We start from the raw sequence: 17,046 nt of genomic DNA, 5'->3' as shown, positions 1-17,046 counted from the left end.
GCCATCTCAGTTCTGCACCAGTTTGCCGGGGACGGCGCCGATCGTGCCTGCCCCCATCGTGATCACCACATCGCCGTTACGCGCGGCCGCAACGATGGCGGCCTGCATGTCGGCGATCTGCTCTACAAAAATCGGCTCGACCTTGCCGGCGACGCGCACCGCGCGCGCCAGCGAGCGGCCGTCGGCGGCGACAATCGGCGCCTCCCCGGCGGCGTAAACCTCGGCCAGCAACAGGCCGTCGACGGTGTTGAGCACCTTGACGAAGTCCTCGAAGCAATCGCGGGTGCGGCTGTAACGGTGCGGCTGGAAAGCCAGCAACAGCCGGCGCCCCGGGAAAGCGCCACGCGCGGCGGCCAGCGTCGCGGCCATTTCGACCGGGTGATGGCCGTAATCGTCGACCAGCGTGAAGGTGCCGGCGTCCGTGCCATCGGGCTGCGCCTGGCAGGCGACTTCGCCATAACGCTGAAAGCGCCGGCCGACGCCTTGGAACGTAGCCAGCGCGCGCTGAATGGCTTCTTCCGACGCGCCGACTTCCAGCGCGATCGCGATCGCCGCCAGCGCGTTCAGCACATTGTGCTGGCCGGGCATGTTCAGCGTGACCGGAATACGCCGGGTTTCGCCGTTTTCCCACACCGCGTCAAAGCGCATCTGGCCGTCAGCCGGGACGATGTTTTCGGCCCGCAGCATCGCGTCCGGGCCGGTACCGTAGGTCGTCACCGGGCAGGTCACGTCGGGCAGGATGGCGCGCACATTGGCGTCGTCGATGCACAGCACCGCGCGGCCGTAGAAAGGCAGATGCTGGAGGAACTCGACGAAGGCCTTTTTCAGTCTGTCGAAATCGTGGCCATAGGTATCCATATGGTCCTGGTCGATATTGGTCACGACCGAGATCATCGGATTCAGGAACAGGAAAGACGCGTCACTTTCGTCGGCTTCGGCCACCAGATAATCGCCATGCCCCAGCCGGGCATTGCTGCCGGCGGCGTGCAGCTTGCCGCCGATGACGAAGGTCGGATCCATGCCGGCGGCTTCGAGAATGCTCGCGGTCAGGCTGGTCGTTGTCGTCTTGCCGTGAGTGCCGGCAATGGCGATACCGCGCTGCAGCCGCATCAGTTCGGCCAGCATCAATGCGCGCGGAATCACCGGAATCTTGCGCGCCCGCGCTTCGATCACCTCGGGGTTGTCATCCTTGACCGCGCTCGAGATCACCACCACGTCGGCATCGGCGACGAAGGCCGCGTCGTGGCCCTTGTGCACCACGGCGCCGGCCGCCTGCAGCCGCTGCGTCGCGGCATTGCTGCCCAGATCGGAGCCGCTGACGGCAAAGCCCTGGTTGGCGAGCACCTCGGCGATGCCGCTCATGCCGACACCACCAATCCCGACGAAGTGAATGCGTTTTACTTTGTGTTTCATCGTGCCAATTCCTCAATCACCGCGACGACCCGTTCGGTCGCGTCGGGTTTGGCGAGCTGTCGGGCCTTTTGGGCCATCGCAAGGCAGCTCGCACGGTTTGTTGCTGTGACAAGCGCGGCGAAGCGCTCGGCGGAAAATTCGGTTTGCGGCAGCAGCACGCCGGCAGCGGCCTCGGAGAGATAACGCGCGTTGCCGGTCTGGTGGTCGTCGACCGCGTGCGGATAAGGCACCAGTACGCTGGCGGCGCCGACGCAGGCCAGCTCGGACACGGTGAGCGCGCCGGCGCGGCACAGCACCAGATCGGCGGCGGCATAGGCATCGGCCATCTCGCCGATGAAGGCAACACACTCGGCGGCTACACCGGCGGCGGCGTAATTGGCCCTGAGCGCATCGATGTGCTTTTCGCCGGCCTGATGCACGACCTGCGGCCGCTCGGCCTCGGGCAACAGCGCCAGCGCCTTGGGCACCTGCTCGTTGAACACCTGCGCACCCAGACTGCCGCCGACGACAAGCAGCTTCAGCGGGCCGGTCCGGCCGGCAAAGCGCGCAGCCGGCTCGGCCACGGCCTTGATGGCATTGCGGACCGGATTGCCGACGCATTCATATTTTGGCGGCGCCGACTTGAAGGCCGACGGAAAGGCGAACAGCACCCGGTTGGCAAGTTTCGACAGCGCCTTGTTGGTCATGCCGGCAACCGAGTTCTGCTCGTGCACCATCAGCGGCAGCCACAGCAGCCGCATTGCCAGCCCGCCGGGAAAGCCGGTAAAGCCGCCGAAGCCGATCGCCACATCGGGGCGATGACGAAAGATCACGTTCAGCGCGCCGCACAGCGCCTTCAACTGCACCCAGGGTTGCGCCAGCTTCTTGATCAGCCCCTTGCCGCGCACGCCGGTGATACCCAGCGTTTCCAGCGGAATATCGTGCTGCGGCACGATGCGCGTTTCCATCGCATCCTTGGCGCCGAGCCAGACGATATCCCAGCCGCGTTCGCGCATCGCGTTGGCAACCGCCAGCGCCGGGAAGATGTGACCGCCGGTACCGCCGGCCATGACGAGCAGGGTGCGCTTCATGATGAAACACCTTCAACGCGTCGCGAGGGCGCGAAGCGCAAGGCGCCCAGCGCGGAGCAGGCGGAATGAACGCAAGTGTTCATGAGCATTGCGAGCACTGCGCAACGCAGCGATTCGTGGCCGCAGCAGCGTTGCAGGTGTTTCATACCTTGCGCCCCCGCATCATTTGCCGGTTCTCGTAATCGATGCGCATGACCACACCCAGCGCCAGCAGGTTGGCGACGATGCCCGAACCGCCGAACGACAGCAGCGGCAGGGTCAGCCCCTTGGTCGGCAACAAGCCCATGTTCACGCCGATGTTGATCACCGACTGCACGCCAATCCAGATGCCGATGCCCTGCGCCACCAGCGCCTGGTAGGCGCGATCGAGCTTGGCCGCCTGCACGCCGATCATGAAGCAGCGGTACACCAGAAACGCAAACAGCGCGATGACGACGGCAACGCCAAGGAAGCCGAACTCCTCGGCGATGATCGCCATCAGGAAGTCGGTATGCGCTTCGGGCAGGTAGGACAATTTTTCGACGCTGGCGCCGAGACCAACGCCATGCCATTCGCCGCGGCCGAAGGCGATCAGCGAGTGACTCAGCTGATAACCCTTGCCGTACGGGTCTTGCCACGGATCGAGGAAGCCCAGCACGCGGGCACGCCGGTACGGCGAGCTGGCGATCAGACCAACAAAACCGATACCCAGCAGCACGATCAGCCCGGCAAACAGCCGCCAGTTGAACCCGCCCAGAAACAGCAGCCCCATCGCGATCGCGGTAATCACCGCAAAGGCACCGAAGTCCGGTTCCAGCAGCAGCAGCCAGCCGACGACGAGCATCACCAGCAGCATCGGCAGCAGGCCCTTGGTGATACTGGGCCAGAAGTCACCGCCGAGGAACGCGGCCTTGCGCACCGTGTAGTCGGCGGCATAAAAGCAGACGATCAGCTTCATCAGCTCCGATGGCTGCAGGTTGATCACCACCAGCCCCAGCCAGCGCCGGCTGCCGTTGACCTCGCGTCCGACGCCCGGCACCAGCACCAGAATCAGCAAGAGCACGCCAAAGATGAATAACAGCGGTGCATATCGCTGCAAGGTCTTGGTCGAGATGCTAAAGGCCAACACCGCCGCGGCCATGCCGACGACGAGAAAGATCGCATGCCGGATCAAAAAGTAAGTGCTGCGGAAACCGGTGTCCTTGTCGACTTCGGCCATCGCGATCGACGACGAATAGACCATCACCAGACCAATGGTCAGCAGCAAGAGCACGCACCACAGCAGCGCCTGATCATAGGCGGCCATGCTAGGGCGGATGCGCTTGAGGGCCCGGTAGAAGATCGCTTTCATCCCGCTTAGCCCTCAAGGCCCCGCACTGCGGCGATGAACACTTCGGCGCGGTGGTGGTAGTTGCGGAACATGTCGAGGCTGGCGCACGCCGGGCTCAGCAGCACGATGTCACCGGTCTCGGCGAAGTTGGCGGCCATTTGCACCGCCATTTCCAGTGTCGGCACCTGCAGCACGGGCAGGAAGGCTTCGTCGTCGTCGTTGGCCTCGACCAGTTGCGACGTTGCTTCGTTGAGTACGTCGGCAATCTGCGGGCCATCGCGGCCGATCAGCACCACCGCGCGGCAGATGCGCTCGCACGCCGCCTTGAGCGGACGGAAATCCTGACCCTTGCCGTCGCCACCGGCGATCAGCACCACCGGCTGGCTCATGCCCTTGAGCGCCGCTTCGGTCGCGCCGACATTGGTGCCCTTGGAGTCGTCGTAATAGCTGACGCCGGCCTTCTCGGCGACGAACTCGACCCGGTGCGGCAAGCCCTTGAACGTCTTGAGCGCGGCAATCGTCAGTGCGCTCGGCAAGCCGATCGCGCGGGTCAGCGCCAGCGCGGCCAGCGCATTGGCGGCGTTATGCAGGCCGGCGACCGGCAGCTCGCTCGCCTTCATCAGCGTGCGTTCGCCCAGTTTGAGCGCCACGTCGTCACCATCGGCAACGAGGCCGTATTCGCTCGGATTACGCGGCGCGTCGGTGCCAAACCAGACGATATTGCGACCCGGCTGCGCCATGCCGCGGCACCAGCCGTCTTCACGGTTGAGCACCATCACGCCGAGGCCGTTGAAAATGCGCGCCTTGGTCTGCGCGTAATCGCGCATGCCGCTGTAGCGGTCGAGATGGTCCTCGGTGACATTCAGCACCACGGCGGCATCGGCGGTCAGCGAGCTCGTCGTCTCGAGCTGGAAGCTCGACAGCTCCAGCACCCAGATGTCCGGGTTGCTGCTGCGGCCTTCCCACTCGCTCAGCGCGTCGAGCACCGGCAGACCGATATTGCCGGCGATCACCGTCTTCAGGCCGGCCTGCTCGCACGCCTTGCCGACCATGCTGGTGACCGTGGTCTTGCCGTTGCTGCCGGTAATCGCCAGCACGCGCGCGCCGCTGCCGCGAATCGCCCGCGCCAGCAGTTCGACATCGCCGGCGACTTCGACACCGCGTTCGATCGCCCGGGCGATTTCGGGCGTTGCCAGCGGCACGCCGGGACTGACGACGAGCAGTTCGGCGTCGGCGAAGGTCGCATCGCTGAACGCGCCGAAGCGGGTTGCGACATCGGGCAGTTCGGCCGTCAGCGTATCCAGGCTCGGCGGCGTATCGCGACTATCGGCGACGGTGACGCGCGCGTGGTGGCGCTTGAGCCAGCGTACGCACGACAGCCCGGTGACACCCAGGCCGACCACGATCACGTGTTTACCGTTGAAATCCATCGTCGTCTCCTCAGCGCAACTTCAGCGTTGCCAGGCCGACGAGGACCAGCAGCATGGTGATGATCCAGAAGCGCACCACAACCTGTGTCTCCTTCCAGCCCTTCAATTCGTAGTGATGATGCAGCGGCGCCATCCGGAACACGCGCTTGCCGGTCATTTTGAAACTGGCGACCTGAATCATCACCGACAGTGCCTCGACCACGAACACGCCACCCATGATCAGCAGGACGATTTCCTGCCGCACGATCACCGCGACCGTGCCGAGGCCGGCGCCGAGCGCCAGCGCGCCAACGTCGCCCATGAACACTTCGGCCGGATAGGCGTTGAACCACAGGAAACCCAGCCCCGCGCCGGCCATCGCCGCGCAGAAGATCACCAGCTCGCCGGCGCCCGGCACGTGCGGCACGCCCAGATAGGTGGCGAATTTGATGTTGCCGGCGACGTAAGCAAAGATGCAGAACGCACCGGAAACCAGCACCGTCGGCATGATCGCCAGGCCATCGAGGCCATCGGTCAGGTTGACGGCGTTGCTGGTGCCAACGATGACGAAATAGGTCAATACGCAAAAACCGATCGCCCCGAACGGGTAGAGGATTTCCTTGTAGAACGGAATGATGAAGCCGGTCTGCGACGGCAGTTGGCCGATATTGACGAGGAACAGCCCGGCACCGATCGCGATCGCCGACTGCCAGAACATCTTGGCCCTGGCCGACAGGCCCTTGGGGTTCTTGAGCGCGACTTTCTTGTAATCGTCGACAAAACCGATGATGCCGGTGGCCATGGTCACGACCAGCGTGAGCCAGATGTACTTGTTGGACAGATCGCCCCACAAGAGCGTCGTCAGGCCGATCGACAGCAGGATCAGCGTGCCACCCATCGTCGGTGTGCCGGCCTTGACCAGATGCGTCTGCGGGCCGTCGCTGCGCACCGCCTGGCCGACCTTCATATCGGTCAGCTTCTTGATCACCCACGGGCCAAGCACCCATGAAATCGTCAGCGCGGTCATGGTCGCCAGCACCGCGCGCAGGGTGATGTAGTTGAAGACGTTGAAGGCACGGATCGATTCGCCGAGCCATTGCGTCAGCCAAAGCAGCATGGCTAGTTATTCCCTTGTTCGTTGATCAGCGCATCGACGACGCGCTCCATGCGCATAAAGCGCGATCCTTTCACCAGCACCACCGTGTCCGCGCCCACCTCAGGCGTCAGCACTGCGAGCAGTGCCCCGATCGAATCAAAATGCGTACTACCGAATGCCGTCGCGGCCTTCGCCATATGCGTGCCGAGCGTGAACAACTGCTGCACGCCGGCCTGTTTGGCATAGGCACCGACTTCGGCATGCCGTTCTGGCGCGTCGGCACCGACCTCGCCGATATCACCAAGCACCAGCAAGGTGCGTTTGTGCTGCTCGACTCCGATGCGTACCAGCACATCGATCGCGGCCTTCATCGAATCGGGATTGGCGTTGTAGCTGTCGTCGATCAGCAGCGCGCCACTGGCGGCCGTTTTGCGCTCGAGCCGGCCTTTTACGCCGTGATACGCGGCAAGGCCAGCGGTACAATTCACAAGTTGAATACCCAGCGCCAGCGCGGCGGCGGTTGCGGCAAGCGCATTGCGGACATTGTGCAAACCCGGCACATCCAGCGTCAGCTGGGCGCGCCCTTGCGGCGTCGCCAGCGTGAAAGTGCTCGCCAGCGCACCGGTGGTGACAGCCACGCCGCGCACATCGGCGCACTCGTCCAGACCGAAGCCAAGCTGCGGATGGCCGGCAGCCAGTTCACGCCACAGCGGCGCATATTCGTCATCGGCATTGATGATTGCAGTGCCGCCGGCAGCGAGGCCGGCGAAAATTTCGCCCTTGGCACGGGCGACGCCTTCGACCGAGCCCAGCGCGGCCAGGTGCGCGGCGCCGGCGTTATTGACCAGCGCGACATCGGGGCGGGCCAGATGCGTCAGGTAATCGATCTCGCCCGTGTGATTCATGCCCATTTCGACCACGGCAAAACGGTGCTGCGCGCGCAGACTCAGCAGCGTCAGCGGTACGCCGATGTGGTTGTTCAGATTGCCGCGTGTCGCCAGTACCGCATCGGCGCCGGCATGCGCAGCCAGAATCGCAGCGAGCATTTCCTTGACGCTGGTTTTGCCATTGCTGCCGGTGATCGCGATCACCTTGGGCGAGATCACATCACGCCAATGGCTCGCCAGTGCACCGAGCGCCGCCAGCGTATCGGCCACGACGATGCGGTTGTCGCCACCGTCGGTTTCAACCAGCACTGCGGCGGCGCCTTGCGCCAGGGCGGTATCGGCGAAATCGTGGCCGTCGAAACGCTCGCCGCGCAGCGCAACGAACAGATCGCCTGCGCGGATATCGCGGCTGTCGGTGGTGACACGCGCGAACACCAGCGCCGGGTCGCCATGAAGGGCGCCACCGACGGCCTGCGCAGCAGCATGCAGCGTCAACATCATGATGCTTTCCTCGCCAGGGCGGCACGCGCTTGTTCGACATCGTCGAAGTGCGCTCGAACGCCCATGATTTCCTGATACGTCTCATGCCCCTTGCCGGCGATCAGCACGACATCGTTGGCACCGGCCAGCTCGATGGTCGCGGCGATCGCGCGTGCGCGGTCCGACTCGATCGAGTAGTTCGCCAGCCCGGTGCCGTCGACACCGGCAACACCGGCAACAATGTCGTCGATGATTTGTTGCGGGCTCTCGGTGCGCGGATTGTCGCTGGTCATCACGGTGGTATCGGCAAGGCGGCAGGCGATGTTGCCCATCAGCGGCCGCTTGCCGCGATCACGATCGCCGCCGCAGCCAAAGACGCAATACAGCCGCCCCTTGGCGGGCATGGCTTCGCGCAAGGTCGTCAACGCCTTGTCGAGCGCGTCGGGCGTGTGGGCGTAGTCGACGACGATCAGCGGCTGCGTGCCGCCGCCAAGCCGCTGCATCCGCCCCGGCGCCGATTCGATCGCTTCAAGCGCGGCCACGGCATCGGCCAGGGGCACGTCGGCCGCCAGCAGCACGCCAAGGCAGGCAAGCAGGTTGTAGGCGTTGAAGCGGCCGATCAGGGTTGATTTGATCGTTGCCTTGCCGACCGGCGTGACGACATCCAGCTCGAGTCCGGCCAGCGTGGCCGACAGGCGGGTGGCGCGGATATCGCCGGCATCAATGCCGTAACTCAGCACCTGCGGCGCGCTCGTCGTCGCCAGTAACTCACGACCGAAAGCGTCATCGGCGTTGATCACCGCCGCGCGCAAACCCTGCCAGACAAACAGTCTGGCCTTCTCGGCGCCATAGGCTTCAAGCGTGCCGTGGTAATCGAGATGATCGCGGGTCAGGTTGGTGAACACCGCGATATCGAAAGCCACCCCATGTACGCGCGCCTGCGCCAGCCCGTGCGAGCTGACTTCCATCGCCACATGATCGGCACCGGCGTCGCGAAATTGCGCCAGCCAGTGCTGCAGGGAGACCGGGTCAAGCGTCGTATGCGTCGACGATACCAGCGCCGGATAGACGCCGTTACCGAGCGTGCCGAGCACGCCGGTGGGGTGACCGAGCCGGTTGAATGCCTGCGCCAGCCAGTTGGCGATCGAGGTCTTGCCATTGGTGCCGGTAATGCCGATCACCGTCTGCACGGCGCTCGGATTACCGAGCAGATGACTCGCCACATTGCCCGCTTGCGCGCGCAGCTGCGGGATCGCCAGATTGGCGACCTGCCACGACGGTTGCCAAACGAAATCTTCGGCCTCCCACAACACCGCAGCGGCACCGGCATCGATCGCCGCCTGAATGTGCTGGCGGCCGTCAGCGTACTCGCCCTGAAAAGCGAGGAACACATCGCCGGCCTGAACCCGGCGACTGTCGGCCACGACGCGGCGAGATGCGGCCAGCGCATCGATCGCGGCAAAGTCGAGCGCAGGCAGTGGCCAGCTTAGGGGACCCATGCTTCGTCCTCGCCGTTGTTTCTGCTGTCGGGCAGCAGGATGTTGGTGGTGGGCGCATCCGGCGCAATGCCCTGCAGGCGCAGGGTGCCGGCGACGACGCTGGAGAACACCGGCGCGGCAACGGCGCCGCCGTAAATGCTTTTCTTGATGTTCGGTTCGTCGATCATCACCGCGACAATCAGCCGCGGATTCGATACCGGCGCCAGGCCGACGAAGGAGCCGACATATTTCTTTTCGGTGTAACCGCCGCCACTTTGCTTGCGCGCGGTACCGGTCTTGCCGGCCACGCGGTAACCGACCACCTGCGCCCGCGTCGCGGTGCCGCCCGGCTGGGTCACTTTTTCCATGTAGCCACGGATCGTCCGAGCCAGTTCGGGCGAAATCACCTGCTTGCCGGGCATCGGTGCCGGCTGCTTGATCAGACTGACCGGATGCTCGATGCCGTCGGTGGCAAAGATCTGATACGCCTTGGCCATCTGCATCAGGCTGACCGACAAGCCATAGCCGTAGCCCATCGTGCCCTGCTCGATCGGGTACCAGGTTTTGAACGGCCGTAACTTCCCGGCCGATTCGCCGGGGAAACTCAGGCCCGGACGCTGACCGATACCGACGGCGTTGAGCATATTCCACTGGGTTTCGCGCGGCATGCTCAGCGCGACCTTGAGCGAACCGATGTTGCTCGAATGCACGATGATGCCTTCGGGCGTCAGCATGCCGTAGTTATGCGTGTCCTTGATGGTGAAGCCACCCATCGACAGCGCGCCGGGCGAGGTGTTGAAGGTGGTTTTGGCATTGATGGTGCCGGCCTGCATCGCGGCGGCAATCGTGAACGGCTTCAGCGTCGACCCCGGCTCGTACAGGTCGGTAATCGCCCGGTTGCGCTTCTTGGCCGGGTCGATGCGCTCGCGGCTGTTCGGGTTGTACGACGGCGAGTTGGCCAGTGCGAGGATTTCACCGGTGCGCGCATCGAGTACGACAATGCTGCCGCCCACCGCTTCGAAGTCGGTCACTGCCTTGTTCAGCTCGCGGTAGGCGAGGTACTGAATGCGCCGGTCGATCGACAAGGCCAGCGTTTCGCCATCCTTGGGCGGAATGATGGTCGAGATATCCTCGACGATATAACCGCGACGATCGCGGATCACCGTGCGGCTGCCGGTCTGCCCGGACAGCAGCTTGTCGCGCGCCAGCTCCAGCCCCTCCTGACCACGACCGTCGATATTGGTGTAACCGACAATCTGCGCCATGATTTCACCGGCCGGGTAATAGCGGCGGTATTCGGCCTGGGCGTAAACGCCGGGAATGTTCAGCGCCATCACGTTCTTGGCGTCCTGCGGATTCATCTGCCGGCGCAGCCAGGTGAAATCGGGCCGGCTTGGCTTGCCGTCCTTGTCCTGGATGACCTCGCCCTTGTTGTTCTTGCGCGGGTCGGACAACTTCTTCACCACATCGGCCACCGGCACACCCAGCGCCTTCGCCAGACTCGCGACCTCCTCTTGCGACAGCGGCACCGGATCCTTGTCGTTGTCGGGCTCCCAACCGCTCGGGCGCGTCTCGCCTGCCGGCAGCAACGCAATGCTGCGCGGACTCGCCCAGATCGACTGCACCGGCGTCGAAATCGCCAGCGGCTCGCCATTGCGGTCGGTGATCATGCCGCGATTGGCTTCGAGCCGCAGCGTTCTGGCATAGCGCGCCTCGCCCTGACCCTGCAGGAACTCATCGTTGATGACTTGCAGCCACAGACCGCGGCCGAGCAGGATCACGAACAGGCCGATCAGCCCGGCCATGACGAACCAGACCCGCCAGCGCTCAAGTTTGAGCTGCGGGCTGTAGCGCTTGCGCGCTTGGGTCGGCGGAATCATCCGGTTCATCGCGTCACTCTGCCAGAGACTGCTTTGGCCGCGCGACGACCTGCCCTTGCGGCAAGATCACCTGGGTACGGTTGGCCGCCGGCAGCTGCATGGACAGCTTGCTGGTGGCCTCGGATTCGATACGCGAATGCATCGCCCAAGTGCTTTGTTCAAGCTGCAGCTGGCCCCATTCGACGTCGAGCTTCCTCGTCGCCTGATCTTCCTTTTGCAACTCGCCGTACAGCTTGCGAGCGTTGAACTGGCTGGTCGTCACCGACAGCGAGCAGGCGATCAACACGGCCAGCAAAAAGAGATTGAGGCGGGTCAAGATGCCGCCTCGGTTTTTTCCGCCACCCGCAAGATCGCACTTCTGGCACGGGGGTTCTGTTTGACCTCGTCGGCACTGGCCCTGATCGGCTTGCCGATGATGCGCAGCGGTGGCGGCGGGATATCGGCGGCGCGAATCGGCAAGCGGTCGGGCAGATCGTGCTTGCTCTGATCCTGCATGAAGCGCTTGACGATCCGGTCTTCAAGCGAATGAAACGCAATCACCGACATGCGCCCGCCGACGCTGAGGCGTGCCAGCGCTTGCGGCAGGATCAGCGCGAGCTCTTCAAGCTCGCGATTGATGAAAATCCGAATAGCTTGGAAGGTACGCGTCGCCGGGTCCTGGCCCGGCTCACGGGTACGGACTGCGCGCGCCACGAGCGCGGCAAGTTCACCGGTTGTGGACAATGGCCGCTCGCCGCGACCTGCAACAATCGTTGCTGCAACCTGTTTAGCAAACCGCTCTTCGCCATAATCTTTAACAACCTCCGCAATGTCTTTCTCATCCGCGCTATTGAGCCAGTCGGCGGCAGTCATGCCGCGCGTGGTATCCATGCGCATGTCCAGGGGGGCGTCGAAGCGGAAACTGAAACCGCGACTGCCGTCGTCCAGTTGCGGCGAGCTCACGCCCAGGTCGAGCAGCACGCCATCGATGCGCGGCACGTTCAGCGCATCAAGCGATGTTGCCAGCGCCGCAAAACCATCGTGAACGATGGTGAAACGCGGATCGTCGATGCTCTTGGCCTCGGCGATCGCGTGCAGGTCTTTGTCGAAGGCAATCAGCCGGCCGTTCGGGCCAAGCCTTGACAGGATCAGTCGCGAGTGACCGCCGCGCCCGAAGGTGCCATCGACATAAATGCCGTCCGCGCGAAGATTCAGCGCATCGACTGCTTCGTTGAGCAGGACGGTTCGGTGGATGAAGTTCACAGCACAATGCCTTGCATCTGGGTTTCAAGATCTGCCGGCGACAGATCGAAAACGGACTGGTTTTTCGCCGACCATTGGCCGTCGTCCCAAATTTCAAATTTGTTGCCAATACCGACGAAAGCGATTTCTTTTTCCAGGCCGGCAATTTGCCGCAGCCGTGGCGCAATCAGAATGCGGCCGGCGTTGTCCATTTCCATTTCTTCGGCATGGCCGACGACCAGGCGGCGGATGGGCGCTTGCGCCCCGGAAAGCTGATTGAGCGCATCGCGCACTGGAATCCAGTCGGTTTGGGGGTAAAGCAGCAAGCAACGATCTGGCCCTACCGTCAGCACCAAGCGGCCGGCGCTGCGCGCGAGCAGCAGTTCGCGATGCCTGGCCGGAATCGCCAGACGTCCCTTGCTGTCGAGATTGAGTGTTGCCACGCCGCTGAACATGAGCCTTGTCTCGTTCGGGAGAAAAAACCACTTTTTCCCACTTTTCCCCACTTTCGCCCACTATAGCAGCAATTAAAAACCGCCCACAAGAGAGCGGTTTTGCTTTCTCTTTTTGATACAATCACTTAGCCACTATTTACGTATTCAGGGCTGGGTCGGCGAAAGCGTCAAAGAATGAAATAGATATCTGGCATAACTTAAAGTGTCACTTTAACTTGGCGTCATGCCTTGTCAGCTTATGCTCGGTAAACCTTTCAAATTTTTGCTGCTCGCCTTCGCGCTGCTGCTGCTCTGGCGGATGTTGTCACCGGCGCGGCGGGCCGAAGCACATCGCGGCACGCAGATTGCCGCCAAAGTGCTACTGCTCGGCGCACTGATCGCGCTTGGCGTGCACTTCTTGCACTAAATTGGTCTAACAGCTGCCTGAACACCATCGCGATTGCGATCGGCGCCGGGCGTTGCTACGGAGGCCCGCATGTCGCAAGCCAGCCCTTCCCTCTTGCCGTCCGAGATCACCGCCGAATCGCTTTACCTCGACCGGCGGCGTTTTCTTCAGGCCACCGGCGGCCTGATCGCCGCCGCGATGCTGCCGGATGCACAAGCCGCAGCCTTGGTGACGCGCCCCAGCCGTTTCAGCAGCAATGAAGAAAAGAACAGTTGGGCGCAGATCACCAGTTACAACAACTTCTACGAATTCGGCACCGACAAGGGCGATCCGGCCCGCTATGCCGGCGCGCTGAAAACCCGGCCATGGAGCCTGCGTGTCGAGGGTGAATGCGAGGCGCCGAAAACCTTCGATATCGATGTGCTGATGAAACTGGCGCCGCTGGAAGAGCGTATCTACCGGATGCGCTGCGTCGAAGGCTGGTCGATGGTGATTCCGTGGGCCGGCTATTCATTGTCGGAATTGCTGAAACAGGTCAGACCGACGTCGAAAGCCAAATACATCGAATTCATTTCCCTCGCCGACCCCAAGCAAATGCCCGGGCTAAGCCGGCCGGTACTCGATTGGCCATATACCGAAGGCCTGCGGATCGACGAAGCGATGCACCCGCTTTCCATTCTCTGTGTCGGCCTCTATGGCAAACCTTTGCCGAATCAGGATGGCGCACCGGTGCGGCTGGTCGTGCCGTGGAAATACGGCTTCAAAAGCGCCAAATCGCTGGTGAAGATCGTGTTGCGCGAGACTCAGCCGGCGACCGCATGGAACAAGGCCGTGCCCAGCGAATACGGTTTCTATTCGAACGTGAATCCCGCGGTCGATCACCCGCGCTGGAGTCAGGCCAATGAGCGCCGGATCGGGGATTTACTCAGGCGCAAGACCTTGCCTTTCAACGGCTACGCCAATGAGGTTGCCGGCCTCTACAAGGGGATGGATCTGAAGAAGCATTTCTGATCGCGTCGCAATCGCCCAATGAATCACGGCGCCCGAGGGCGCCGTGATGGCTTCAGTGGTGATGGCCACCACTACCCGCCGCCGGCGCCATTTCCAGCACCGGTGCCGGATGCGCCAGATCGGCACTGTCCTGGCCTTCGGCCGGGATCTCGGTCCATTCGATCTTCTCTTTGCCGCACTGCTGCACCACCTTGAAGTAGCGCTTGCCCTGCTCGGGCGGCAATTTCAGCAGCAGCGAAAACTCGTCGAACTGGGCGTCGGGCAAGGCGCCGCCCAGCCAACGCACTTCAAGCACACCGTCTCGCACCAGCTTGCCGTCCGACTCGAACGGTCTGGCCAGCTTGCCGCTGCGGATATCCAGCTTCCAGCCCGGTTTGGGCATCGGCTTGGCCATGCGCATGCCATCCGGCAGCAGCACGCTGATGGCGGTGGTCGCGGCACCACTGCAACCGTGGCCAACCTGAAAGACCGCCTTGTAGTAGCTGTCTGCCGGCGAGTACTTTTGCAGCAGCGCAACATGCGCCCCGGCGCTGCCGGCGAGCAGTACGAGCGCAAGTGCGAGGGATTTGCCGACCAACATGATGTGGATTCCTTGAAATCGGAGCCAAGAGTCTAGCCGCGAACCGACCGACCTACCGGCCATCGGCGGCGAACGTAAAAAAAGCCCGCCTTGCGGCGGGCCTGGAAGCAGCACGAGTGCCGCTGGAGATAATCAGAGGTTGTAGGCTTTTTCACCGTGGCTGGTCACGTCGAGGCCTTCGCGCTCTTCGTCTTCACGCACACGCAGGCCGATGACCAGATCAACCAGCTTGTAGGCGACGACCGAGACGATGCCCGACCACAGGATGGTGATGCCGGCACCGATCGCCTGCACCTTGACCTGGTTGCCGATCGAGTAGCCATCGGCAACCTTGTTGGCGACGTAGTCCCACACACCGGTACCACCGAGTTCCGGCGAGGCGAATACGCCGGTCAGGATTGCACCGATGATGCCGCAGACGCCGTGCACGCCGAAGACGTCGAGCGAATCATCGGCACCGAGCAGGCGCTTCAGGCCGTGCACGCCCCACAGACCGGCAACCCCGGCGATCAACCCCATTACCAGACCACCGCCAACACCGACCAGACCGGCCGCCGGGGTGATCACCACCAGACCGGCAACGGCACCCGACGCGGCACCCAGCAACGATGGCTTGCCCTTGAGCAGCCATTCGGCGAACAACCACGACAGCACGGCGGCAGCGGTAGCGGCCCAGGTGTTGACGAAGGCCAGTGCGGCGGTGCCATTGGCTTCGAGTGCCGAGCCGGCGTTGAAGCCGAACCAGCCGAACCACAGCAGCGAGGCGCCGATCATCGTCATCGTCAGGCTGTGTGGCGCCATGGCTTCGCGGCCGAAACCGACCCGCTTGCCGACCATGAAGGCACCGACCAGACCGGCGACGGCGGCGTTGATATGCACGACGGTGCCGCCGGCAAAATCAAGATCACCCTTCTGGAACAGGAAGCCCGCGGTCGCATTGGCGGCATCGGCGGCGGCTTGCGAGGTATAGGCATCCGGGCCGGCCCAGTACCAGACCATGTGCGCCATCGGCAGATAGGAGAAGGTGAACCACAGCACCATGAACACCAGAATGGCCGAGAACTTGGCGCGCTCGGCGAAGGAGCCGACGATCAGGCCGCAGGTGATGCACGCAAACGCGCCCTGGAACACGACATAGATCAGCTCGGAAACGCCGACGCCCTTGCTGAAGGTGGCCGCGATCGAATCCGGCGTCACGCCGTTAAGGAAGAGCTTGGATAGGCCGCCGAAGAAGGCATTGCCTTCGGTGAACGCCACCGAGTAGCCGTAGATCACCCACAGCACCGCGATCAGCGAGAACACCACGAACACCTGCACCAGCACCGACAGCATGTTCTTGCTGCGCACCAGGCCGCCGTAGAACAGCGCCAGACCCGGCACCGACATCAGGATCACCATGCTGGCGGCGACGATCAACCAGGCGTTGTCGCCCTTGTTGACCGTCATCGTCGCAGCGGCCGGTGCGGCGGCGGCGCTATCGACGGCGGCTGCCGCTGGCACGGCCACGCTGATTTCAACCCGGCGGGCCTCGTTGGCATCGCCGCCGCCCTCGGTCACTGCCGGCTTTTCCAGGCTGATCTGCGCTTCGACCAGACCCCCCTTGAGCAGCAGAGCCTTGACCGCGATAGCACGCTGCTTGGCGATCTCGGCGTTCACCGCCGCGTCGCCGCTGGCGTCATGGAAACCGGCGATGCTGAGCACCACCTTGCCGTCCGCCTTGGCGAAGTCGATCAGCGGCTGCGCCAGCGCGGCGGCATCGGCGGGCAGCTCGGCCTTGCCGGTATCAAAGTAGAGTTTGGCGGCCGCCGGGGCATCCGCCGCGAGCGTGACGCCAGCGAGCATCAGCCCGCACAGCAGGGTCACGAATCTTGCAAGCCAGGTTTTCATGGGTCTCTCCTTCCTGATTTTTTGCTTTAGACGGCGGCTTCGCCGGTTTCGCCGGTGCGGATACGCACGACATGCTGCAGATCGAAGACAAAAATCTTGCCGTCGCCGATCTTGCCGGTATTGGCGGCCTTTTCGATCGCTTCCAGCGTCGCGTCGAGCTGGTCGTCGGCGATGGCGACTTCAAGCTTGACCTTGGGCAGGAAGTCGACGATGTACTCGGCGCCGCGATAGAGCTCGGTATGGCCCTTTTGGCGGCCAAAACCCTTCACTTCGGTAACCGTGAGGCCTTGTACGCCGATCGCGGACAGGGCTTCACGCACTTCATCGAGCTTGAACGGCTTGATGATGGCAGTGACGAATTTCATGGGGGACTCCCTTGGAAACAGGACGGTGACGTAGGAGGTCTAGCAGAAAGCATGCCAATCACCGGATAACACGATGATCGGGCGCAAAAGGCCGGGAGCACTGTTGCAAACGCACCGACA

Annotated in this window: 16 protein-coding genes; 2 read left to right on the top strand and 14 right to left on the bottom strand. The window is 63.3% G+C overall.

The window, feature by feature from the left end:
- Window positions 1–6 precede the first annotated feature (6 nt).
- From murC to mraZ, 11 genes are all read right to left on the bottom strand, one after another.
- Window positions 7–1,413, bottom strand: a complete 1,407-nt coding sequence (murC, locus tag JLC71_RS13515) for a UDP-N-acetylmuramate--L-alanine ligase (protein ID WP_200915970.1) — start codon at window positions 1,411–1,413, stop codon at window positions 7–9.
- A complete protein-coding gene (murG, locus tag JLC71_RS13510) occupies window positions 1,410–2,483 on the bottom strand; it encodes an undecaprenyldiphospho-muramoylpentapeptide beta-N-acetylglucosaminyltransferase (RefSeq protein ID WP_200915969.1) in 1,074 nt (357 codons plus the stop codon). Before murG ends, murC begins: the two co-directional genes overlap by 4 nt.
- 142 nt (window positions 2,484–2,625) lie before the next feature.
- The gene (ftsW, locus tag JLC71_RS13505) at window positions 2,626–3,813 is read right to left on the bottom strand and encodes a putative lipid II flippase FtsW (protein WP_200915968.1); all 1,188 of its coding nucleotides are present in this window, start codon (window positions 3,811–3,813) and stop codon (window positions 2,626–2,628) included.
- A gap of 5 nt (window positions 3,814–3,818) precedes the next feature.
- Window positions 3,819–5,222 (bottom strand): UDP-N-acetylmuramoyl-L-alanine--D-glutamate ligase, encoded by a 1,404-nt coding sequence (murD, locus tag JLC71_RS13500; RefSeq protein WP_200915967.1) that lies wholly within the window; start codon window positions 5,220–5,222, stop codon window positions 3,819–3,821.
- A gap of 10 nt (window positions 5,223–5,232) precedes the next feature.
- Window positions 5,233–6,318, bottom strand: a complete 1,086-nt coding sequence (mraY, locus tag JLC71_RS13495; RefSeq protein WP_200915966.1) for a phospho-N-acetylmuramoyl-pentapeptide-transferase — start codon at window positions 6,316–6,318, stop codon at window positions 5,233–5,235.
- Window positions 6,319–6,320: 2 nt separating this feature from the next.
- Window positions 6,321–7,685 carry a UDP-N-acetylmuramoyl-tripeptide--D-alanyl-D-alanine ligase gene (locus tag JLC71_RS13490; RefSeq protein ID WP_236250899.1) on the bottom strand — a complete coding sequence of 455 codons (1,365 nt, stop codon included), beginning with the start codon at window positions 7,683–7,685 and terminating at the stop codon, window positions 6,321–6,323.
- Window positions 7,682–9,163 (bottom strand): UDP-N-acetylmuramoyl-L-alanyl-D-glutamate--2,6-diaminopimelate ligase, encoded by a 1,482-nt coding sequence (locus JLC71_RS13485; protein ID WP_200915965.1) that lies wholly within the window; start codon window positions 9,161–9,163, stop codon window positions 7,682–7,684. The genes JLC71_RS13490 and JLC71_RS13485 overlap by 4 nt, the downstream gene beginning before the upstream one ends.
- Window positions 9,151–11,031 (bottom strand): peptidoglycan D,D-transpeptidase FtsI family protein, encoded by a 1,881-nt coding sequence (locus JLC71_RS13480; protein WP_236250898.1) that lies wholly within the window; start codon window positions 11,029–11,031, stop codon window positions 9,151–9,153. Before JLC71_RS13480 ends, JLC71_RS13485 begins: the two co-directional genes overlap by 13 nt.
- Window positions 11,032–11,035: 4 nt before the next feature.
- Window positions 11,036–11,338, bottom strand: a complete 303-nt coding sequence (gene ftsL / locus JLC71_RS13475; RefSeq protein WP_200915964.1) for a cell division protein FtsL — start codon at window positions 11,336–11,338, stop codon at window positions 11,036–11,038.
- Window positions 11,335–12,264 (bottom strand): 16S rRNA (cytosine(1402)-N(4))-methyltransferase RsmH, encoded by a 930-nt coding sequence (gene rsmH / locus JLC71_RS13470; protein WP_200915963.1) that lies wholly within the window; start codon window positions 12,262–12,264, stop codon window positions 11,335–11,337. The genes ftsL and rsmH overlap by 4 nt, the downstream gene beginning before the upstream one ends.
- Window positions 12,261–12,698, bottom strand: a complete 438-nt coding sequence (gene mraZ / locus JLC71_RS13465) for a division/cell wall cluster transcriptional repressor MraZ (protein WP_200915962.1) — start codon at window positions 12,696–12,698, stop codon at window positions 12,261–12,263. The genes rsmH and mraZ overlap by 4 nt, the downstream gene beginning before the upstream one ends.
- A gap of 238 nt (window positions 12,699–12,936) precedes the next feature.
- Here mraZ and JLC71_RS13460 point away from each other — a divergent pair, with 238 nt between their 5' ends.
- Together JLC71_RS13460 and msrP are read left to right on the top strand one after the other, a co-directional pair.
- The gene (locus JLC71_RS13460) at window positions 12,937–13,104 is read left to right on the top strand and encodes a protein MIGRI (protein ID WP_200915961.1); all 168 of its coding nucleotides are present in this window, start codon (window positions 12,937–12,939) and stop codon (window positions 13,102–13,104) included.
- Window positions 13,105–13,173: 69 nt separating this feature from the next.
- Window positions 13,174–14,094 (top strand): protein-methionine-sulfoxide reductase catalytic subunit MsrP, encoded by a 921-nt coding sequence (gene msrP / locus JLC71_RS13455; protein WP_200915960.1) that lies wholly within the window; start codon window positions 13,174–13,176, stop codon window positions 14,092–14,094.
- 52 nt (window positions 14,095–14,146) lie between these two features.
- Here msrP and JLC71_RS13450 read toward each other — a convergent pair whose 3' ends face one another.
- From JLC71_RS13450 to glnK, 3 genes are all read right to left on the bottom strand, one after another.
- On the bottom strand, window positions 14,147–14,674 hold the full coding sequence (locus JLC71_RS13450; protein WP_200915959.1) for a YcnI family copper-binding membrane protein: 528 nt from the start codon (window positions 14,672–14,674) through the stop codon (window positions 14,147–14,149).
- A 132-nt stretch (window positions 14,675–14,806) separates the two neighbouring features.
- Window positions 14,807–16,561: an ammonium transporter gene (amt, locus tag JLC71_RS13445; protein ID WP_236250897.1), complete on the bottom strand. Its 1,755-nt coding sequence runs from the start codon at window positions 16,559–16,561 to the stop codon at window positions 14,807–14,809.
- Between the two features lie 26 nt (window positions 16,562–16,587).
- On the bottom strand, window positions 16,588–16,926 hold the full coding sequence (gene glnK / locus JLC71_RS13435; protein WP_200915958.1) for a P-II family nitrogen regulator: 339 nt from the start codon (window positions 16,924–16,926) through the stop codon (window positions 16,588–16,590).
- Window positions 16,927–17,046: the final 120 nt, after the last annotated feature.

It is taken from the genome of Jeongeupia sp. HS-3 (assembly GCF_015140455.1).
Lineage (GTDB): Bacteria > Pseudomonadota > Gammaproteobacteria > Burkholderiales > Chitinibacteraceae > Jeongeupia.
Note: the sequence above shows the minus strand (reverse complement) of the source record. Positions and strands in the feature narration are given on the sequence as shown.